This is a genomic window from Pseudomonas sp. Bc-h (assembly GCF_002080045.1).
Taxonomy (GTDB): domain Bacteria; phylum Pseudomonadota; class Gammaproteobacteria; order Pseudomonadales; family Pseudomonadaceae; genus Aquipseudomonas.
In genome coordinates, this window is the sequence record NZ_MUIN01000007.1 from 241,962 (window position 1) to 260,391 (window position 18,430).

Genomic DNA, 18,430 nt, shown 5'->3' on the forward strand with positions numbered 1-18,430 from the left:
CGTCCTTCAACGGCTTTCACTCTTCTTCCAATACTTCGAATGAATAACGGTTGCGCCCGGCACTTTTGGCTTTATACATCGCGTGGTCGGCATGCTGAATCAGCGCGCCGATGTCGTCGCCATCGCGAGGAAACAGGCTGACGCCCATGCTGGCGTGAATCTGCACTCGGTGCCCATCGATGAACAACGGCAGTTGGAAACACTGATGCAGTTTTTCCAGCAGCACGACGATCTTCTGCGGCGCCTTGACGTCGTTGAAGAAGATCACGAACTCGTCGCCACCCAACCGCGCCACGCAGTCGGCGCCGTCGCTGGCGGATGTCAGCAGTTTGGCGACGGCCTGCAACACCAGATCGCCGAAGCGATGGCCGTACTGGTCGTTCATTTCCTTGAAGTGGTCCAGATCGACGAACAGCAGCGCCATTTTGTGGCCGTTCTCTCGCGCCGCGACCAGCGCCTGCTCAAGCAGCTCGAAGCAACGGCGGCGGTTAGGCAGTTCGGTCAACGGATCGTGCCGCGCCAGGTGCTCGAACGCCGCGCGGCTGCAGGTCAGGTCATCGAGCTGGCCAAGAATCTCTTGCTTCATCGACTGAAAGCGACGGGCCAGCAGCCCCAACTCATCGTCTCGGGGCGGCAGTTCGCTGATTCTGCGCTCGCGGGAAAACAGCTCCACCGCATCGGTCATGCTGCGCAGCGGCCGGATCAGCGTGCGCGATGCAATGAACGCGGCCAGCACCGCCAACAGACTGAACAGCAGCGCGATTTGCGCAATGTTGGTTCCGGCCCGCGACGCCTGGGCCAGAACGTGACTCTGCGGCTGGCCCAGCCCCAGCACCACGAAAGGTTCGGATGCGCCGTTGTGAGAAAGCCGGACGAACGCAGCCACCAGGCGATCCTGCTGGCTCTGCTCCACACTGCGGCTGATCAGGCTGTTGGGACCGGTTTCGTTGAGCAGGCGGGAGACGTCGGGAAACTCGTCCTGCAGGAACAACCGGCGCCCCTGATCGAAACCAAAGGTGCGACGGTGGTCCGGATGCACCAGCAGATCGCCCCAGCGATTGCTCAGGTAGACCTGATATTCCTTGGGCAAGTCGCTCTGCAACTGGCTGAACAATTGGTCGAGGTCGACGTTGATCACCAGCAGCGCAAAGACCTTGCCACCCGCGTCCGCCACCGGGGTCGAAACGTGCAGGGTCGGCTTGCCGAGCCCCGAATGCGCACCCTGCTCGTGGTTGATGACAATGGGCGAAATACGTACCTCGCCGGGTGCCAGACGCAGCGTCTCGAACACGTAGGCGTAATGCGCCTTTTCCTGCAAATCGTTGCCCTCGACCCTGACGATGCGTCGTCCGTCGCGGTCCTCGCGTACCAGCTCCAGGCCATGGTCGGTCGCGCTGATCAGGCGGATCTGCATGTAATCCGGATGCGCCAGCAATATCGCCCGAAACGACTCGGCCAGATCGTTCTCGGCGTGAGTACGTTCGTTCGCATCGGCCATGTCACCGAGATCGTGCACCTGCGGCCCGTTGGTCAGCACGGCGGCGTCCAGGGAAATATTGCGCAGGCTGGCGTGCAGGTTGCGCCCCAGCACCTGCACCGAAGTGAGCAAATCGCGCTCGGCGGCGTGCAGCAGCATTTCCCGGCTGCTGTTATAGATGTAATAACCGGCAAGCCCGGTGGGCAACATGCCGAACAGGGCCATGAGGCACCCGAGTTTGAAGGAGATGCCGAACCTCATCGCTGCTCCCTCAACGGCGGTCGCTCACCGGAGACGATGCGTTGCCACAAGGCTGCCCGACGTTGGTCGTCTTCGACCGGGCGCAACCAGATCAGCCGGCTGGAAGGACTGGCATCCTTGGGCTCCTGCAGGGTGTTGGACAGGTCCTGGCGCTCGGTCAGTGCCTTGCTGACCTCGGGTTCGAGCATGTAGTTGATCCACAGGTTGGCCAGCGCCGGGTCCCGGGCCCTTTTGCTCACTGCCCAGCAGTCGAGCCAGGCCAAGGCACCTTCGCGCGGCACCACATAACCGACATCCACCCCGGCATCGCGCAATTGCTTGAGTTGCTGTCGGCCATAGTTGGCGAAAATCAGCGCCACCGAATGGCTGCGAAACAGCTCGGCGGCCTCTTCCGGCAGCGAGTAGAAGGTCAGGACGTTGCGCCGCAAGGCGATCAGCTTGTCGGTGACCTGCGGGAAGTCGGCAGCCTTGATCTGAAACGGATCGCCACCCAACGCCAGGCTTGCGATGGAAAAGTTGTGGTTACCGGTGTTGAACGCCAATACCCGACCTTGAAACCTGGGGTCCCACATGCTCTTGATCGACCCCGGGGGCTGGCTGAATTGCTTGCGATCATAGATCAGGCCCATGTCCGACCACACGTAAGGAACGGCATAAATCTCGCCGTCGACGACAATGTCGGGGATTCTCGAATAATCCCGAAAGCGCGGCAGCTGGCGTGCGGTATTGGCGATGTGTTCAGGGTGCAGCGGCTGTAGCAGGCCCTGATTCACGTAGTTGTGGATTTCGGCGGTGTTGGCGGCGATGACATCGAAATCGCCCCCCCGATTCTCGGCAAGTTTGCTGCGCAGCACTTCATCGCTGCCCACCAGTGTGATCTCGACCTTGACCTTGTAGCGCTTCTGGAAAACCTCCACCAGATCGCTGTCGGCATAACCCGGCCACGCCAGCACGCGCAGCGTCTGCTCGGCGCCGCTGGCCTGCATCGATGCGAAAACGGCGCAAAACATGAACCACAGAGCGCACAGGTATTTCATGGACGATGCCAGGGGGCGGGGAATGCCGCCACTATACCTATGGCAATGTGCCGGTGCTTGAGAACCTGTTTGCGCAAATGACACCTCCGGTCGGAAACGTCAGCGATGCAACCTCCCGGTGGGTCCGAGCCAGAGGACGCTGTCTCGGTTAGAATCGCCGCTCAAGCCATCAAGGAGCGTGGGCAATGCAGATTTCCGCTGCCATACCATTGATTCGAATGTTTTCCGAAGAAAAAGCCAGGGAGTTTTACCTCGACTTTCTGGGGTTCAGCGTCGATTGGGAGCATCGTTTCGGCGACAACTTTCCGCTGTACCTTCAGGCTCGCCGGGGGGATTTGATCATTCACCTCACGGGTCATCATGGCGACGCGACGCCCGGCTCGACGTTGTTCGTGCCGATTGTGGGGATTGTGCAGCTGCATGAGGAGTTGAATGCCAAGGATTATGCCTACGCCAAACCGGGAATTCAGGAGATGGATTGGGGCAAGGTGATGGAGATTGCAGATCCCTTCGGGAACCGGATCCGGTTTTGTGAGCAGGTTTAGCGGTGTATGGCAGGAATATTGGTGTCGCCTGATATGACGGGCGCTTAAGAGCAAGATCAAAACCGAACACAGTTTTCGCATCCTGGCGCGATCCCTGTGCTAGCGTTTGAAAGCCGCCCCCCTTATGCGAGCTCCGCCATGGACGAAACCATCGTTAATCTCACCACCGAGAAGTTCAACGCGCTCCTGGCAGTAGTGCAGCTGTACGGTGCTGCTTTTGCAGTCAAAATCCTCTCCGCAATCGCCTTCTGGATCGTCGGCCGCTGGCTGATCGGTTTTGCCGTCAGCATGGTCCAGAAAGCGTTAGGCAAACAAAAGGTCGACCCGACCGTTCTGCGTTACGTCGGCTCGGCCATCACCGTGACACTCAATATCATCCTGGTCATCGGCATCCTCGGCTACCTCGGGATGCAGACCACCACCTTCGCCGCCCTCCTCGCCGCCGTCGGGCTGGCCATCGGCATGGCCTGGTCCGGGTTGCTGGCAAACCTGGCAGCCGGCGCCTTCATCATCGTGCTACGACCGTTCAAGGTCGGCGATTTCATCTGCGCCGGTGGCGTCACCGGCACGGTCACGGAAATCGGCCTGTTCGCCACCGCCATCAACACCCCCGACAACGTGCTCACCCTGGTGGGCAACAACAAGATCTTCAGCGACAACATCCAGAACTTCACTCACAACCCGTTCCGCCGCGTCGAACTCAAGGCGCAGTTGTCGGGGAGTGCGGACTGGAAAGCGGCAGCAGCTTTACTCAAGGAGAAGATCGCAGCCCTGCCCAACGTCCTCGCCGATCCGCCGGTCGATGTCGAAATTCTGGACTTCAATCTGGTCGGCCCGGTGCTGGCGGTGCGTCCTTACTGCCATAACGAGCATTACTGGCAGGTGTATTTCGACACCAACCGCACGATCAAGGACGCCCTCGGCGAAGCAGGCTTCCCGGCACCGATGCCGTCGCAGACGGTCATCCTGCAGCAGGCTGGGACGTAAGCCAGCTGTCCGGGCCAAAACCGGCCACGGTTTTCGGCCCGGACTAAACCACCTGATCCTTTCGCGGCAATGCGTGCGCTTGCGCTTGTTTGTCCGGGAATGTCGGGTGAAGCGTGACGGGAACGGATTTGGCCGCCGGTACCTTGCTGCGCTCAGCGTGATGCCAGAGCGGGACCAGCGGATTGCATTCCGGGTAGTAGGCCGCCGCGCACCCTTCGGGAATGTCGTAGGCGATGATCTGCAGCGGCCCGACCTCGCGCCGAACTTCAGGCTCTATGGCCGTGCGCAGCGTCACCCAGTCACCCGCGGCAAAACCCAGGCGCACCATGTCATTGCGGTTCATGAAGACCACGCTGCGGGTACCGTGAACACCGCGAAAACGGTCGTTGTAACCGTACACCGTGGTGTTGAACTGGTCGTTGCTGCGCAGCGTCATCAACTGTATGACATCGTGCGCACCGTGGCCGGGGGAGACGTCGTCATCTTCATCGAGGGTGCGAGGCGCAATGAACCGCGCCTTGCCGGTCTCGGTCTTCCACTGCCGCTGCGCCGCTGGTAGCGGGCGGTGAAATCCGCCCGGCTCCCACATGCGCGTTTCCATGTCGTGAAAGATCTCGGGATACACCTGAGCGATAGACGCGCGAATCAACGCATAGTCTCGACGCCACGCCTCCCACGGAACACCTTCGTTTCCGTCCAGCGTCGCTTGGGCAATGCCTGCGATGATGGCGGTTTCCGAGCGCAGTTGATCGCTGGCAGGATCCGCCCTTCCTTGCCAGCCGCGAATGCATCCGGTGCTGTCCTCGGTGCTGTAGACCTGTTCGACACCGTCCTGGCGATCCATCTCGATACGCCCCAGACACGGCAACAACCAGGCGTGCTTGCCCGGCAGCAGATGACTGCGGTTGAGCTTGGTGGCGATCTGGACGTTCAGCGTCAGCCCGGCCCACGCTGGCTCCATTCGATCGGTGTCGGGGATCGCCCGAAGAAAGTTGCCGCCCAGGGCGATGAAGCCTTTGACGCTCCCGTCCAGCATGCCCTCGCAGGTGTCAACGGTTGCAAGGCCCTTGCGCTCGGGGACCTTGAAACCGAAGAGCGACTCGATCTTGTCCTTGGGGACCTTGGCCTGATCGAGCACTTTACCAGTCTGATGCTCGCAAGCCGTGCGCTCCATGACCAGCAGCGCCTTGATCATCCCCATCACCGCTGCCGTGTCTCCACCTATCGCGACCTGATGGTATTGGGTGCTGATTACCGTCGACTCGGGCCCGACCATTTCCCGAGGGGATTGCGGGTTGACGAAGCGTTCCAGCCCGCGCTCGCGGATCGGGTTGAAGGTGATAATCGGGACGTTGCGCTTGCGCGCTTCCTGCAAGGGATGAAGCATGCGCGGGCTGTTGCTGCCGACGTTCTGGCCAAAGAAAAAGATGCAATCGGTGTGTTCGAAATCCGCCAGCGTGACGGTGCCGACCGGCACGCCGATACTCTCCTGAAGGCCGACCGAGGTGCTTTCGTGGCACATGTTCGAGCTGTCCGGCAGGTTATTAGTGCCGTAGGCGCGAGCGAACAGTTGATACATGAACGAGGTTTCGAGCGAGGCGCGGCCTGAGGCATAGAACACCACTTCATCAGCGCTCAACTGCCGCAGTTGGTCCCAATGTCGAGGTACGCTTGCTCCCAAGTGGTCTGGCGATAGCGGTCGCTGTTCGCGTCGTAGCGCAGAGGGTGCGTCAGCCGCCCGTGCTGCTCCAACGCGTAGTCACTCCAGTCCCGAAGTTCGGTCAGCGAATGCTCCTCGAAAAATGCCGGCGATGTCCTGGAAGACGTCAGCTCCCAGGCGGTGGCCTTCGCACCGTTCTCACAGAACTCCAGCGCATGAGGGTTGCCCGGTTTCGCCCAGGCACAACTGACGCACGCGAACCCCTTGGGCTTGTTCTGCCTCATCAACGCGAGCGGCGTGCTGAACAGCGCTTGCTCGCGCCAGAGCATGTTCATCACGGCATGCGCCGACCCCCATCCACCGGACGCGGAGCGATAAGGGTGGTAATGCGCAGCGGGGTGAATGAGCGACATGGGAAATCCTTCGTCTGGGAGGTCGGGGACAACGGGCCTCATGCTGCTGACTGCGCCTGATCCTGCCTCGTTCAGACCAGCACTCGCCCACGACGACAGACGGCCATCAGGGTGCGAGCACCGGTCACGAAGCTGATCAGAGGATCGGCTTGCCGCCTGTAACGCCATAGCGTGAACCGGAGATGTAGCTGCCCTCATCAGAGGCCAGCAGCACGTAAATCGGCGCGACTTCCACAGGCTGCCCCGGCCGGCCAAGAGGCGTCTGCGAGCCGAAGTTCTTCACCTCGTCTTCCGGCATGGTCGACACAATCAACGGCGTCCAGATCGGGCCCGGTGCCACGCTGTTCACCCGTATCCCCCGCTCGCCCAGCAGTTGCGCCAGGCCTGCGGTGAAGTTGGCAATCGCACCCTTGGTGGTCGCGTACGCCAGCAGGGTGGGTTTGGGCGCATCGGAATTGACCGAACTGGTGTTGATGATCGAGCTACCACGCGCCATCGACGGCAATGCCGCCTTGCAGATCCGGAACATGGCGGTAACGTTGATATCGAACGTCTTGACCCATTCTTCATCGGGAATTTCTTCCAGCGTCTCGTGGGTCATCTGGAACGCTGCGTTGTTGACCAGCACATCGATGCGCCCGAACTTCGCGACGGTGTCGTTGACGATCGCCACGCAATGCGCCTTGTCGGCCAGATCGCCGGGCAACAGCAGGCACTGCCTGCCCGCCTCTTCCACCCAGCGCGCTGTCTCTTTTGCGTCCTCGTGCTCGTCCAGATAGGAGATCGCGACGTCGGCGCCCTCCCGAGCAAAAGCGATGGCCACTGCCCGGCCAATGCCGCTGTCGGCGCCGGTGATCAAGGCAATTTTGCCGGCCATCCTGCCCGAGCCCTTGTAGCTCGTCTCACCGCAATCGGGATAAGGATTCATCCGGCCCTGATCGCCGGGGACTGGCTGCTGTTGGGGCTCGAACGGCGGCGTTGGATAGTCGCTCATGTCTGGTCTCCTGATGGTCTGAATGGCAAATGACTCAATCTGAGGAGTGGACTCTGCCCGCTTCGACGGAGTTCGCACTATTTGCGCCGCAGGCTCTGGAAGGCATGACGTCGAAGCCACAGGGCCGACCACATGGCCGAAAAGCTGAACCATCGAAAACACCCTCAGTCGACATTTTCAAGCCGTCCCCAAGGACGTAGCCCAAAGCAGTACTCGTCCAACAATAAGGAATGTTCGATATGGCCAATTACTTGCGAAATTGCGTGCACGTCGGTGCGCTGGCAGCTGTGCTTTCTCTGGGATGCGGCAGCGCATTCGCAGCTCAGGATCCGGATGACTTCGTTGACGATGCGTCCGCCAAAGGGGTTGCGGAAGTGGAAGCGGGCAAACTCGCCCAGGAAAAAGGCGTCGCTGCGGATGTGAAGTCGTTTGCGAAGATGATGGTCTCAGACCACACCGCGGCCAACGACAAGCTCAAGGCTATTGCCCAGCAGAAGAAGCTTGAGGTCTCAAGCTACCCGCAGCTCATGGACAAGGCCAAGGCAATGATTCTTGAACTGCGCAGCGCCAAATCGTTCGATCAGGCCTATGCCAATAACCAGGTCAAGGCTCACGAAGCGACCATCGCGCTGTTCGAGGAAGAAGCCGCCAACGGCAAGGACGCGGACCTGAAAAAGTTCGCTTCAGATACCCTTCCAAAGCTGAAACATCACTTGGACGAGGCGAAGAAACTGGCCGCAGCACACGGTGGTGACGCTGCCAAAGAGTGATCGGCAACCGAGTTGAACGCTGGATGCTCGCCCATGCCGACTCCACTGCCAGATAGCACAACCATGCGAGCGCCCCTGGTCGGGGCGCTCGCTGTTTGCGTCAGCGGGTGCTCGCCGGTGGGCTTTGGTTTCCTGCACCCGGCGGGTCCCGTCGCCAGCGCCCAGCGCGAGCTGTTTTTCTGGATAGTGGGCCTGTCTTTAGTGGTTGTGCTTCCGGTTCTGCTACTGACGCCTGTGCTGCTTTGGCGATATCGCTATGGGCAGCGCCAGGCTGCGTACCGGCCACGCTGGGAGTTTTCCCTGCCGCTGGAAACCCTCAGTTGGGGCGTGCCGGTGCTGGTGGTGGTTCTGCTCGGCGTCTTGACCTGGGAACGGACTCGCCAGCTCGACCCTTATCGGCCGTTACCCGGCCCTGCGCCGGCGTTTGAGGTTCAGGCCATCGCACTGGACTGGAAATGGCTGTTCATCTACCCCCAGCAAGGCGTCGCAACGGTCAACGAACTGGTCATCCCGAGCGGTCGAAGCGTGCATCTGAGCATGACCAGCGCAACGGTGATGCAGTCGTTGATGATCCCGCGTCTGGCCGGGCAGATGTACGCCATGGCCGGGATGCAAACTGAACAGTATCTCCAGGCTGATGCCCCTGGAGAGTTCGCCGGTCGCAATACTCAGTTCAACGGTTTCGGTTTTTAGGAGCAAAACTTCAAGACCCGCGCACTCGAGCCTCAAGGGTTCGAGCAATGGCTGGAAGAAACCCGGCAAGCCCAGGCGACGCTGAATTGCACCAGCGATCTACAACTGAGCCAGACCCGGTCGCTGGCTCCCCCTTCTCGCTACAGCAGCCTCCAGCCGGGCTTGTTCGACTGGGTAATGCATTCGTTTCATGGCGCTTCCAGCCGGGCTTGCGAGGCGCCCGGTCTGGAGAATCCCCATGAATGAGTCGGGCGCGGTCTGGTCCTCTCTGCTCGGCAGGCTCGACCTCAACGCCCTGCCGCTGTACAGCAAGGTTGCGACCGCCGCAGCGTCACTGGTGCTGCTGGTAATCATCGCTGCGCTGATCCTGATCACCGTCAAGCGCTGGTGGCCGTACCTGTGGCGGGAATGGTTTACCAGCCTGGACCATAAGCGCATCGGCATCATGTACGTGGCGTTGTCGCTGATCATGCTGATGCGCGGCATCATCGAGGCCGTGATGATGCGGACCCAGCAAGCACTCGCGGTCAACTCAGCATCAGGAACATCGCTGAATAGAGGATCGGCACCGAGAACCGCACTCGTCCGCGGAACACAGTGAGCATCCAGTCGTAGATCTTCACTCCGGTGGGAATGCCAATGAGCATGGTCGCGATGCCGAACGCGGCATTGACGCCCGCGCTCTGGCCCATGGTGAAGAAGTGATGCAGCCATACCGTGAACGACAACACCGTGATGGCCAACAACTTCGAGGCGCAGCCGCCGTCGCCCGGGACGAGGAGGACAGCGGCCTTAACGCTGGCCTGGCGCAGGTGAGAACATGAGCAGCAGCACGCCGACCATTCCAGTGCCGATGAATCCCGACCACGTGATCGACAAGCAACGTGAAGAGCAGCCAAGACTCTTGGGGTTCTGGGTGTTCCTGATGAGCGACGCGCTGATCTTCGCGCTGCTGTTCGCCGTCTACGCCACGATGATCCACGCCACTGACGGCGGCCCTACCGGCAAACAGCTGTTCAACCTCAAGGCGAGCCTGATCGAAACCCTGCTGTTGCTGGTCAGCAGTTTTACCTTCGGCATGGCCTCGCTGAACGTGATGTATCGTCCGCAGCGGCTTCGGCTGCTGGTCGGCTGGCTAGGGGTAACACTGGCGCTGGGGCTGGCCTTCCTCGCCATGGAGCTCAACGACTTCCGCCTGCTGATTGCCCAAGGCGCGAGCGCACAACGCAGCGGGTTTCTGTCGGCTTTTTACGCGCTGGTGTCCACCCATGGCCTGCATGTCACGGCGGGTTGTGTGTGGCTGTTGCTGATGTTGGTACAACTGAAGGTGTTCGGTCTGGATGCCAGGGTCAGACTGCGCCTGAAGTGTCTGGCCCTGTTCTGGCACTTCCTCGACGTTATCTGGGTCGCAATCTACGGAATCGTCTATTTGCAGGGGTTGATCTGATGGACAGGCAAGCAGGTTATCGCCAGGAACTGAGGCGCTATCGCGCGGGGCTGTTGCTGGCGATCATCCTGACCGCCGTCCCGACCGTTCTGGTGCGCTGGGGTGGTTTTTCTGCGTCTGCAACGCTGATGTGGGTTTTGGCTCTGGTGCTCATACAGATTGCCGTTCACCTGTACTGCTTTCTCCACATCGACACCCAACGCTCCAGCCGTGATGAACTCGGGTTGATCCTGTTTACTGCCGTGATTGTGCTGCTGATGGTGGGCGCACGCTGCTGGTGTTTATCGACCAGATGCAGAGGATGGGCTGACCTGCGATTCTCGCGAAAACAGTCAATACGGCGTGCCGCTCGCCCGTTGGCGCCGTAAGGCGTGCGCGTACCACTCGAATTCGTCGAGAAAACGCTCCATCTGTTTCGTCGTGCGTTCATCTTTAGGCTGCCCGTCATCGGCGAGCGCTTCGCCAATGCGCGGGATGGAAAACAGGCTGGGAATGCTCGGCATGCCCAGTTCGCCAAGAATCATCCGCAGTTGCATGGCCGCTCGCACGCCCCCGAATCCCCCTGCCGAATAACAGGCAATCGCCGAAGGCCGCCAGAAGTACTCTTCGAGAAAGTGATCGAGCAGATTCTTCAACGCCGGAGGCACGCCGTGGTTGTACTCGGCGCTGACCAACAGAAAGCCGTCGGCACGTCGGTAAAGGCTGGCCAGTTGCTCAAGCTCGGCAGGCGCGCCACCTTTTGGATACTCCTTGTACATGCGATCGAGCAGAGGTAGCCGAATCTCCATGGGGTCGACCAGCACCGCCTCATGCCCTCTATTTTCAAGCGCTGGGACCAGTAAACGAGCGGCCTTGATACCTTGACGATCCACGCGTACCGAACCCAGCAGCACGGCGATGGTGAGAGGAGCGGTGTCTGACATGTGTGCGGCTTCCAGAGATGAGTGCGTGGACGAGCTCTGAGAGTTGACGTCGCTTTCGGCAGGACGTTCCAAAAGCAGCCTGTCCGCGCACGGGCCTCATATTCTGAAACAATAGCGAGAGTGAGGTTCAGCGGGTTACCTAACCCGGTTTTTCGGGTGGTTTGTCCATGACATCCACGAAGTTTATGGTCGTGTTGGTCAGTTCGACCGTCTCGGAACGGTTGCCAGGCGAGGCCGGAGTACCGTTTGAGGGTTTGACAAGGCTGTGACTGGAGAAGAAGCTTCGTTCACGGAAAAGGGAGAAGCCTATGTCAGTCGCGAGCGTTATGAAATTTCTTGGGATACTGGACGAGACGGACATGTACATGAGGGCTAAGGGCGGAGGCAAAGGTATCCGTGTCGTGGGCCGAGGCATGCTCAAAGTGGATCGGAACGAAATTTACAGCTCCGAAAGCTACAAACAAGCCTGTGAGATGGCCAAACGCATCGCCGCCAAGCAAGCGTAATCATGGGGCTGCTATTAATACTCCCGCTTTTGGTGAGTGGCTATCTGGTCTGTATGAACCACCCTTATCATTTCTCTCGACTGCACCGCTACGATGGTCAGTTGCTCTATCTGTTGGTTGCCAAACTTGGTCTCTATTGCCTGCTGTTTGCTTTCTTTGCATGGGGCGGCGTGGTGTACCTGTCCCGCCATCATGAATGGTTCGAACCTCAGGAGTATGCGGCGTCGACCCTGCTCACGATGGGAATTGCCAATGAGGCCGATGTCGCGCATTACGCATTCCTCCTTGAAGTTGCCATACTGTCGTTTTTCATACCCGTTCCGTGGGTGTTAACGGCCCGCTTCCTGGGCTTCTTGAAGGGAAAATTCACCCATTTCGAATCGGCCTCAGCGTATCACCGCGCACGACTGCTGATCGGCACACCGTTGGGTGAATTGCTGTTTGATTCCGTTTCCAGGACACGCCAGATCCTTATGCTCACCATGAATGATCGTAAGGTCTACATTGGTCTGGTCGACTCACTCGGCGAAGCCAGTGAGAAAGAGTCCCCGCAAAGAACATTCAGCTTTTTGCCGAAGCTCAGCGGCTACCGTGACAAAGACAAGCTGGAACTCGAACTCACAACGATCTACTCGGACAGCGACAAGATCGCGGTGGTATTGCGGGAAGAGAACGTAATGACAGCGACGCCTTGGAATGCCGCACGCTGGGAAGTGTTTTCCTCGCAGCGACAAGAAAAAACGACAGAGAGCGTCAGAAAAAGCTTCCGTCAGCGTTTGAAAAATCATCGTAGCCGCATTTGTAATCAGTAATAGAGACGGCTAGCGCAGAGCAACGAATTTTCCGAATATCCCGCAACCCCCATTTCATCCGATGCGTAAATCCCGCTCCCTCACCAACCCTTCCAGCGTAAACCGCGCCTGAGTCAACACGACCCCGCGCACCAGTTCCATTTCCTTCTGGTTGATCTCGGTCCATTTCAGCGCTTCGAGCAGCTTGGGTTTTTGCACTCTGAACGCGAGCCCTTGGGTGAACAGCGCCATCGAGTGAATGATCGTGCGCTCGTCGTCGACTGCGAGCCCGGACAGGCGGGCGATCAACAGGCGGATGACGGTGCCGACGCGGCGTTTGAAGCGTTCTTCGAAGGCCATAGAAGCGCTTTCGGGACACAGGCCGGCCTGGTGGCGATCGAGAAACGCCCTCAGGGCCGTGGCCCTGGTGCTGTCCTGAATGGTCGAGACTACCGCGCTGAGCATGCCCAACGCCGCTTCTATCAATGCCTGGTCGTTGGTGTTTTCGTCAGCCAGTGCGCGTTCGGCCGCCTCCACGGTGTCGCCCATCATTCGCCACATCAGGGTGATCAGGTGCTCGACGCACTCGAGGTAAACCCCTTCCTTGCCATCGAAGTAGTACTGGAGCGCAGGGGCATTGACTCCCGCGGCGTTGGCGATGTCGCGAGTGGATGCGCCCTCGTAGCCGCGTTCGCCAAATACCGCGATGGCCGCCTCGACGATGCGCGCGCGGGTTTCTTCACCGCGTTGGTAACCACCCTCGGCGGCAGGTTTGTGTCGTGCCATGTGCAGCTCCATTTCGGGACCCGGCCAAAATATACCAGTTGACAAAAATTCGCGAACACACGAATTTATTCCACCTGATATAAATCTGGAGTGACCCGATGTCCGCTGCGCCCCCCTCCCCTCAGGTCATTCCTGAAAACACAGTCAACAGCCAACGCGGCAAAGCCCGTCGAGTACTGCAGACGCTGGTGACGATCGCTTTGCTGATCGGCGTTGCCTGGGCCGCGTGGTGGTGGATCAACGGCCGTTTCATCGAAAGCACCGACGACGCCTATCTTCAGGCGGACAGCATCAGTGTGGCGCCGAAGATCAGCGGCTACGTGGGTGAAGTGCTGGTGGCCGATAACCAGACCGTGAAGCGCGGCGACGTGCTGGTGCGGCTGGACGCCCGCAAGTATCAGGCGATCAGTGACGAAGCCTCCGCGACCATCGCCGCACGCAACGCCGATCTGGCCAAGGCGCAGGCGGATCTCGTGCAGCAGGATTCGACGATTGCCGAGGCCCGCGCGCAGCTGCAAGGCGCCGAGGCTGATGCTCGCCACGCCCAGACCGAAGTCGCCCGATATGCGCCGCTGGCGCGCTCGGGGGCCGAGCCGGAAGAACGCCTGGCGCAGCTGAACAACCAGCTCGCCCAGGCCCGCAGTACCGTGGCGGCAAAGCAGGCGGCGTTGCGCTCCAGTGAAACCCGTTATGGAACCTTGCAGGCCCAACTCAAGCAGGCGCAGGCCCAGCTCGGCGTCGCCAAGGCCAGCGAAGCGCAAAGCCAACTGGATGTCGACGACGCGGTGATCCGCAGCCCGCTCGATGGCCGGGTGGCGGATCGCGGCGTGCGTGTCGGTCAGTACGTTCAGCCGGGCACGCGGCTGTTGACGGTAGTGCCGGTAAATTCGATCTACCTGACGGCCAACTACAAGGAAACGCAGATTGGCGACATGCGCGCCGGTCAGACCGTCACCGTCCACGTAGACGCTCTGCCGGGGCATGCACTGAACGGCCACATCGACAGCCTGGCGCCCGGCACCGGCGCCCAGTTCGCCCTGCTGCCGCCGTCCAACGCCACCGGCAACTTCACCAAGATCGTTCAGCGCGTGCCGGTACGCATTGCGCTGGACGTGACCGATGACGTGCGCACCGCCCTGGTTCCCGGCCTGTCGGCCACGGTGGAGGTCGATACGCGCACCAAGAAGGCAGAAACCAATCATGGCTGAGGCGCTCGTGAGCGAGGTCCCGGCGGACCGGCCGCGAAACGCGTCCCTGACCGACTGGATCGCCGTCGCCGCCGGCTCGCTGGGCGCACTGCTGGCGACGCTGGATATCTCGATCACCAACTCGGCGTTGCCGCAGATTCAGGGGCAGATCGGCGCAACCGGCACTGAGGGGACTTGGATTGCCACAGGCTACCTGATGTCGGAAATCGTGATGATTCCCCTCGCTGCATGGCTGACCCGCGTCTTCGGCCTGCGCCGGTTCCTGATCGGCACCGCGCTGATGTTCACCTTCTTTTCGATGTTCTGCGGCCTGTCGTCCAGCCTCGGCGCCATGATTGCCGGGCGAATCGGCCAGGGCTTTGCCGGCGGCGCGATGATCCCGACGGCGCAGACCATCGTTCGCACACGCCTGCCTACGCATCAGTTGCCCATCGGCACCACCCTGTTCGGCATGACGGCGATTCTCGGGCCGCTGCTGGGCCCGGTAGTGGGCGGCTGGCTGACAGAAAACATCGACTGGCGCTGGTGCTTCTTTCTCAACCTGCCCATCGCCATCGCACTGATCGCGCTGCTGTTCACCGGGCTGCCTGCCGAGCGCATGAACCTGGAGCGTTTCATCAAGGCCGACTGGCTGGGCATCCTCGGTTTGGCCATGGGCTTGAGTTCGATGACCGTGGTACTGGAAGAAGGTCAGCGCGAGCACTGGTTCGATTCGCTGCTGATCATCTGGCTGAGCATTGCCATGCTGGTCGGGTTCTTTCTGATCGCAGTCGGCCAAATCAGGTCGGGCACGCCGATCCTGCGCCTGCAACTGGTGCTCAACGGCAGTTTTGGCGGCGTCCTGCTGATCGCTACCACCGTCGGCGCCGGGCTTTACGGAACCGCTTATCTGGTGCCGCAATTCCTTGGCGTGCTCTCAGGCTACAACGCCGAGCAGTCGGGTTCGATCATGCTGCTGTCGGGCATTCCTGCATTTGTGCTCATGGCGTTTCTGCCGAAAATGCTCGGCCGTTACGACCTGCGCCTGATGGTCGGCGCAGGGCTGTTGCTGTACTGGGCCAGTTGCTTTCTCGACACGCAATTGACCGTCGAAAGCGTCGGCCATGACTTCGTCCTCTCGCAACTGTTACGCGGCTTCGGCCAAATCCTGGTGATGATGCCGCTCAGCCAGTTGTCGATGCGATCGGTCGAGACCAAGGATGCTGGCGACGCCTCAGGGCTCTACAACATGTCGCGCAATCTGGGCGGCACCCTCGGCCTGGCGCTGCTCGGGGTACTGATGGATCGCCGCAGCCACTTCCATGACGACGCCCTGCGCGAAGGCATTCTGGCCAACAGTCAACTGGCGCAGGACCAAATGGCAAGCAACACCGCCAGCTACCTCGCTCAGACCGGCGCTGCTTCCACGGCGCAGTTGCAGGCATTCGCCCAACTGGCCAACGACATCGCCCAACAAGCTGCCGTGATGGCTTACAACGATGCGTTCTACGTGCTGGGGCTGGCGATGATTGCCTGTCTGCCCCTGATCTTCATCCTGAAAAAGCGCGCGGCGCAGGCAGGCCCACGAACATGATTTCTCGCTCACTTGCTATATCGCTGACCGTTGGCCTGCTCTCTGCCTGCACCGTCGGGCCGGACTATCATGGCGCCCCTGCCGTCGCCCCGAAAACCCTGGCCGCCGGGCGGTTGCCCCATGCCGACAACACGGCATCGCGCGAGCCCGGTGTCGCCCAGTGGTGGCAGTCCCTGGGCGATACTCAGCTCAATGATTTGATCAACCAGGCACTGCAAAACAGCCCGGACATCACTACCGCCCAGGCGCGATTAAGGCAGTCCCGCGCCAGCCTCAGTGGCGCCAACGCCGATGCGATGCCAAAGCTGAGCGCCGATGCCGCGATGCTGAAACTGCGCTCCCCCGACACCTCGGCCCTGGGAGGCAGCGGCGGTGGCGGACGCGGCCCGTTGACGCTGTACCTCGCCGGCTTCGACGCCAGTTGGGAAGCCGACCTGTTCGGCGGCACGCGCCGGGCGATCGAAGCGGCGCAGGCTGAAGCCGAGTCTTCTCAGGCGCGGTTGGCCGACGCACAGGTGCAACTGGCAGCCGAAGTGGTACAGACCTACGCCGACCTGCGCGATCAACAAGCGCGACTGGCGCTGATCGATGCCAGTGTCGACATCGAAGATCAGGCCCTGGACCTCACCCGGCAACGGCGCAGCCGAGGCGTCGCCTCCCAGTTGCAGCTGGAACAGGTGCTGACTCAGGCCGATAACACTCGCGCCCAGCGTTTGCCGTTGCAAGCCTCGATTGTCGAGTCAGTGGATCAACTGGGACTGCTCTGCGGGCTGGAACCCGGCGAACTGGATGCGCGCCTCGATCCAGCACGTCCCCTGCCTTCGATTCCCAGCCAGGTGCCGTTCGCCGACCCCGCAGCCATTCTCAAGGCTCGCCCTGACATCCGCGTCGCCGAGCGGGCACTGGCGTCGAGCAACGCCCAGATCGGCGAGAAAAAGGCCGACTGGTTTCCCAAGCTCAGCCTGACCGGAGACTTATCGTTCTCCGCTGCAGACCCTGGGCACCTTGCGCGCAAGGACAACGGCACTTGGCTGCTGCTGCCCAGGCTGACCTGGAACATCCTTGATTTCGGGCGAGTTGCGGCCAGTGTCGAAGGCGCTGAAGCCGGGCGAGATGAAGCGCTGGCGCAATACAAGAGTGTGGTGTTGAGCGCGCTGCGTGATGCCGATGTGGCACTGGCGCGCTACGGGCATCAACGGGAAAACGTGGTGCTGTTGCGCAGCGTCGAGTCTTCGGCAGTGCGCGCCGCCGATCTCACACGGCAGCGCTATCGCGCAGGCACCGCCAGCACCCTGGACTGGCTGGACGCCGAACGCACCCGCTATCAGGCGCAGGAAAGCCGGATATCCGGCGACGCCGCCCTGCTCAAGGATTTTGCTTCCTTGCACAAATCCCTCGGCTTGGGCTGGACGCTGTAGGCTAACGGCCGAAGAACGTTTCAAGGTCGGCGATCAGACCCGGCCCGGTTGGCTGCCAGCCAAGCCGTTGCCGGGTCTTGCTGTTATGCGCAGACATGTCTTTGCCAGCGAAGGCTGACATCCAGCCGAAATGCGCCGCTGCTGCTTCCCCTGACAATGCCACGGTCGGTATGCCGAGACCCTGACCAATCGTCTGAGCGATGTCGCGAAAGGCGATGCCTTCCTCGGTGACGCCATGATAGCGAGCACCCGGCTGGTGCTTTTCCAGCGCCAGTCGGTACAGGTGCGCGGTGTCTGCGAGGTGCGCCGCCGACCATTGATTGAGCCCCTCGTCGACGTAGGCGGACAGCCCTGTTTGCCGCGCCAGTTCGATCAGGTAACTGACCAGCCCCTGTTTGACCGGGTTGTGAATCTGCGACAAACGCATGACCACCACGTTGATGCCGCGTTGTGTCAGCTCGCGCCCGGCCAGCTCGGACGCCACCCGTGGGTTGGGATGATCAGGGTCGAAATGATCTTCGTCCGCAGCCTGCCCAAACCCCGTTGAGCCCATCGCCGTACCGGAAGTGATGATCAGTGGGCGTTGCGACCCCGCCAGTGCGGAACCCAACGCGGCAATGACCCGCGCATCCTTCTGACAGTTGGCGATGAAATTCGCGAAGTCATGATCGAAGGCGGTATGAATGACCGCATCGCACTGCTCCGCTCCGCGCTGCAAACTCGCAAGGTCTTCAATGTCACCTTGATGGGATTCGGCGCCCATGGCCAGCAGCTTGCGTGCCCCCTCCTGCGAACGCGTCAGCCCCAGAACCTGGTGACCTGCATGGAGCAATTCCTGAGCGACTTGGGAGCCTATGAAGCCTGTTGAACCGGTAAGAAATACGCGCATGGGTCAAATCTCTCTTTGCTGAAGGTGCCAGCGTGCGCGTAGTGTTTATCCG

At 60.8% G+C, this 18,430-nt stretch carries 18 protein-coding genes and 2 pseudogenes; 12 read left to right on the forward strand and 8 right to left on the reverse strand.

Translation table 11 applies throughout. The features are described from left to right. Nucleotides 1-16 precede the first annotated feature (16 nt). Together BWR59_RS13985 and BWR59_RS13990 are read right to left on the reverse strand one after the other, a co-directional pair. On the reverse strand, nt 17-1,738 hold the full coding sequence (locus BWR59_RS13985; RefSeq protein WP_081566228.1) for a sensor domain-containing diguanylate cyclase: 1,722 nt from the start codon (nt 1,736-1,738) through the stop codon (nt 17-19). Further along, nucleotides 1,735-2,775 carry an extracellular solute-binding protein gene (locus BWR59_RS13990; RefSeq protein WP_081566229.1) on the reverse strand — a complete coding sequence of 347 codons (1,041 nt, stop codon included), beginning with the start codon at nt 2,773-2,775 and terminating at the stop codon, nt 1,735-1,737. The genes BWR59_RS13985 and BWR59_RS13990 overlap by 4 nt, the downstream gene beginning before the upstream one ends. A 185-nt stretch (nt 2,776-2,960) precedes the next feature. Between BWR59_RS13990 and BWR59_RS13995 the strand changes: the two genes are divergently transcribed. Both BWR59_RS13995 and BWR59_RS14000 read left to right on the forward strand, forming a co-directional pair. Next, nucleotides 2,961-3,320: a glyoxalase superfamily protein gene (locus BWR59_RS13995; RefSeq protein ID WP_081566230.1), complete on the forward strand. Its 360-nt coding sequence runs from the start codon at nt 2,961-2,963 to the stop codon at nt 3,318-3,320. 138 nt (nt 3,321-3,458) lie between these two features. Continuing rightward, nucleotides 3,459-4,307 (forward strand): mechanosensitive ion channel family protein, encoded by an 849-nt coding sequence (locus BWR59_RS14000; protein ID WP_081566231.1) that lies wholly within the window; start codon nt 3,459-3,461, stop codon nt 4,305-4,307. 43 nt (nt 4,308-4,350) lie between these two features. On the opposite strand, the pseudogene BWR59_RS14005 reads toward BWR59_RS14000, so the two are convergent. Beyond that, a pseudogene (locus BWR59_RS14005) lies at nt 4,351-6,380 on the reverse strand (molybdopterin-dependent oxidoreductase). A 136-nt stretch (nt 6,381-6,516) separates the two neighbouring features. After that, entirely contained in the window at nt 6,517-7,374 is an 858-nt protein-coding gene (locus tag BWR59_RS14010) for an SDR family oxidoreductase (RefSeq protein ID WP_081566232.1), read from the reverse strand. 239 nt (nt 7,375-7,613) lie between these two features. Here BWR59_RS14010 and BWR59_RS14015 point away from each other — a divergent pair, with 239 nt between their 5' ends. The 3 genes from BWR59_RS14015 (at nt 7,614) to BWR59_RS14025 (ending at nt 9,438) form a co-directional block, all read left to right on the forward strand. Further along, nucleotides 7,614-8,144 carry a DUF4142 domain-containing protein gene (locus tag BWR59_RS14015; protein WP_081566233.1) on the forward strand — a complete coding sequence of 177 codons (531 nt, stop codon included), beginning with the start codon at nt 7,614-7,616 and terminating at the stop codon, nt 8,142-8,144. Nucleotides 8,145-8,207: 63 nt separating this feature from the next. Further along, the gene (locus BWR59_RS14020; protein WP_178111227.1) at nt 8,208-8,837 is read left to right on the forward strand and encodes a cytochrome ubiquinol oxidase subunit II; all 630 of its coding nucleotides are present in this window, start codon (nt 8,208-8,210) and stop codon (nt 8,835-8,837) included. A gap of 238 nt (nt 8,838-9,075) precedes the next feature. Next, nucleotides 9,076-9,438, forward strand: coding sequence for a hypothetical protein (locus tag BWR59_RS14025; RefSeq protein ID WP_081566234.1), 363 nt, complete (start codon nt 9,076-9,078; stop codon nt 9,436-9,438). Here the strand turns inward: BWR59_RS14025 and BWR59_RS32800 are convergent. Next, nucleotides 9,374-9,577 (reverse strand): annotated as a pseudogene (locus BWR59_RS32800) (cbb3-type cytochrome c oxidase subunit I); the annotation flags it as partial. The gene BWR59_RS14025 and the pseudogene BWR59_RS32800 sit on opposite strands and share 65 nt — an antisense overlap. Before the next feature lie 80 nt (nt 9,578-9,657). Here BWR59_RS32800 and BWR59_RS14035 point away from each other — a divergent pair. Then, nucleotides 9,658-10,284 carry a cytochrome c oxidase subunit 3 gene (locus BWR59_RS14035; RefSeq protein ID WP_081566235.1) on the forward strand — a complete coding sequence of 209 codons (627 nt, stop codon included), beginning with the start codon at nt 9,658-9,660 and terminating at the stop codon, nt 10,282-10,284. Next, the gene (locus tag BWR59_RS14040; protein ID WP_081566236.1) at nt 10,284-10,652 is read left to right on the forward strand and encodes a cytochrome C oxidase subunit IV family protein; all 369 of its coding nucleotides are present in this window, start codon (nt 10,284-10,286) and stop codon (nt 10,650-10,652) included. Before BWR59_RS14035 ends, BWR59_RS14040 begins: the two co-directional genes overlap by 1 nt. Here BWR59_RS14040 and BWR59_RS14045 read toward each other — a convergent pair. Then, nucleotides 10,617-11,207, reverse strand: a complete 591-nt coding sequence (locus BWR59_RS14045; RefSeq protein ID WP_081566237.1) for an NADPH-dependent FMN reductase — start codon at nt 11,205-11,207, stop codon at nt 10,617-10,619. The genes BWR59_RS14040 and BWR59_RS14045 overlap by 36 nt on opposite strands. A 365-nt stretch (nt 11,208-11,572) precedes the next feature. Here BWR59_RS14045 and BWR59_RS32390 point away from each other — a divergent pair, with 365 nt between their 5' ends. After that, on the forward strand, nt 11,573-11,713 hold the full coding sequence (locus BWR59_RS32390; protein WP_168184484.1) for a hypothetical protein: 141 nt from the start codon (nt 11,573-11,575) through the stop codon (nt 11,711-11,713). A 2-nt stretch (nt 11,714-11,715) separates the two neighbouring features. Then, nucleotides 11,716-12,525: a hypothetical protein gene (locus tag BWR59_RS14055; RefSeq protein ID WP_081566239.1), complete on the forward strand. Its 810-nt coding sequence runs from the start codon at nt 11,716-11,718 to the stop codon at nt 12,523-12,525. Nucleotides 12,526-12,579: 54 nt separating this feature from the next. Here BWR59_RS14055 and BWR59_RS14060 read toward each other — a convergent pair whose 3' ends face one another. Next, nucleotides 12,580-13,290: a CerR family C-terminal domain-containing protein gene (locus BWR59_RS14060; protein ID WP_081566240.1), complete on the reverse strand. Its 711-nt coding sequence runs from the start codon at nt 13,288-13,290 to the stop codon at nt 12,580-12,582. A gap of 98 nt (nt 13,291-13,388) precedes the next feature. On the opposite strand from BWR59_RS14060, the gene BWR59_RS14065 reads away from it, so the two are divergent. From BWR59_RS14065 to BWR59_RS14075, 3 genes are read left to right on the forward strand one after another with little or no spacing between them, the layout of a single operon-like run. After that, nucleotides 13,389-14,498 carry an HlyD family secretion protein gene (locus BWR59_RS14065; RefSeq protein WP_081566241.1) on the forward strand — a complete coding sequence of 370 codons (1,110 nt, stop codon included), beginning with the start codon at nt 13,389-13,391 and terminating at the stop codon, nt 14,496-14,498. After that, nucleotides 14,491-16,071 carry a DHA2 family efflux MFS transporter permease subunit gene (locus BWR59_RS14070; protein WP_081566242.1) on the forward strand — a complete coding sequence of 527 codons (1,581 nt, stop codon included), beginning with the start codon at nt 14,491-14,493 and terminating at the stop codon, nt 16,069-16,071. The genes BWR59_RS14065 and BWR59_RS14070 overlap by 8 nt, the downstream gene beginning before the upstream one ends. Beyond that, the gene (locus tag BWR59_RS14075) at nt 16,068-17,489 is read left to right on the forward strand and encodes an efflux transporter outer membrane subunit (protein ID WP_081566243.1); all 1,422 of its coding nucleotides are present in this window, start codon (nt 16,068-16,070) and stop codon (nt 17,487-17,489) included. The genes BWR59_RS14070 and BWR59_RS14075 overlap by 4 nt, the downstream gene beginning before the upstream one ends. 1 nt (nt 17,490) lies before the next feature. Here the strand turns inward: BWR59_RS14075 and BWR59_RS14080 are convergent, their stop codons facing one another. Continuing rightward, nucleotides 17,491-18,378 (reverse strand): SDR family oxidoreductase, encoded by an 888-nt coding sequence (locus tag BWR59_RS14080; RefSeq protein WP_081566244.1) that lies wholly within the window; start codon nt 18,376-18,378, stop codon nt 17,491-17,493. Between the last annotated feature and the right edge of the window lie 52 nt (nt 18,379-18,430).

What these genes read in the sequence shown, in the direction of transcription:
- BWR59_RS13985 (WP_081566228.1), bottom strand. Translation starts at nt 1,738, where the DNA reads ATGAGGTTCGGCATCTCCTTCAAACTCGGGTGCCTCATGGCCCTGTTC.
- BWR59_RS13990 (WP_081566229.1), bottom strand. Translation starts at nt 2,775, where the DNA reads ATGAAATACCTGTGCGCTCTGTGGTTCATGTTTTGCGCCGTTTTCGCA.
- BWR59_RS13995 (WP_081566230.1), top strand. Translation starts at nt 2,961, where the DNA reads ATGCAGATTTCCGCTGCCATACCATTGATTCGAATGTTTTCCGAAGAA.
- BWR59_RS14000 (WP_081566231.1), top strand. Translation starts at nt 3,459, where the DNA reads ATGGACGAAACCATCGTTAATCTCACCACCGAGAAGTTCAACGCGCTC.
- BWR59_RS14010 (WP_081566232.1), bottom strand. Translation starts at nt 7,374, where the DNA reads ATGAGCGACTATCCAACGCCGCCGTTCGAGCCCCAACAGCAGCCAGTC.
- BWR59_RS14015 (WP_081566233.1), top strand. Translation starts at nt 7,614, where the DNA reads ATGGCCAATTACTTGCGAAATTGCGTGCACGTCGGTGCGCTGGCAGCT.
- BWR59_RS14020 (WP_178111227.1), top strand. Translation starts at nt 8,208, where the DNA reads ATGCGAGCGCCCCTGGTCGGGGCGCTCGCTGTTTGCGTCAGCGGGTGC.
- BWR59_RS14025 (WP_081566234.1), top strand. Translation starts at nt 9,076, where the DNA reads ATGAATGAGTCGGGCGCGGTCTGGTCCTCTCTGCTCGGCAGGCTCGAC.
- BWR59_RS14035 (WP_081566235.1), top strand. Translation starts at nt 9,658, where the DNA reads ATGAGCAGCAGCACGCCGACCATTCCAGTGCCGATGAATCCCGACCAC.
- BWR59_RS14040 (WP_081566236.1), top strand. Translation starts at nt 10,284, where the DNA reads ATGGACAGGCAAGCAGGTTATCGCCAGGAACTGAGGCGCTATCGCGCG.
- BWR59_RS14045 (WP_081566237.1), bottom strand. Translation starts at nt 11,207, where the DNA reads ATGTCAGACACCGCTCCTCTCACCATCGCCGTGCTGCTGGGTTCGGTA.
- BWR59_RS32390 (WP_168184484.1), top strand. Translation starts at nt 11,573, where the DNA reads ATGAGGGCTAAGGGCGGAGGCAAAGGTATCCGTGTCGTGGGCCGAGGC.
- BWR59_RS14055 (WP_081566239.1), top strand. Translation starts at nt 11,716, where the DNA reads ATGGGGCTGCTATTAATACTCCCGCTTTTGGTGAGTGGCTATCTGGTC.
- BWR59_RS14060 (WP_081566240.1), bottom strand. Translation starts at nt 13,290, where the DNA reads ATGGCACGACACAAACCTGCCGCCGAGGGTGGTTACCAACGCGGTGAA.
- BWR59_RS14065 (WP_081566241.1), top strand. Translation starts at nt 13,389, where the DNA reads ATGTCCGCTGCGCCCCCCTCCCCTCAGGTCATTCCTGAAAACACAGTC.
- BWR59_RS14070 (WP_081566242.1), top strand. Translation starts at nt 14,491, where the DNA reads ATGGCTGAGGCGCTCGTGAGCGAGGTCCCGGCGGACCGGCCGCGAAAC.
- BWR59_RS14075 (WP_081566243.1), top strand. Translation starts at nt 16,068, where the DNA reads ATGATTTCTCGCTCACTTGCTATATCGCTGACCGTTGGCCTGCTCTCT.
- BWR59_RS14080 (WP_081566244.1), bottom strand. Translation starts at nt 18,378, where the DNA reads ATGCGCGTATTTCTTACCGGTTCAACAGGCTTCATAGGCTCCCAAGTC.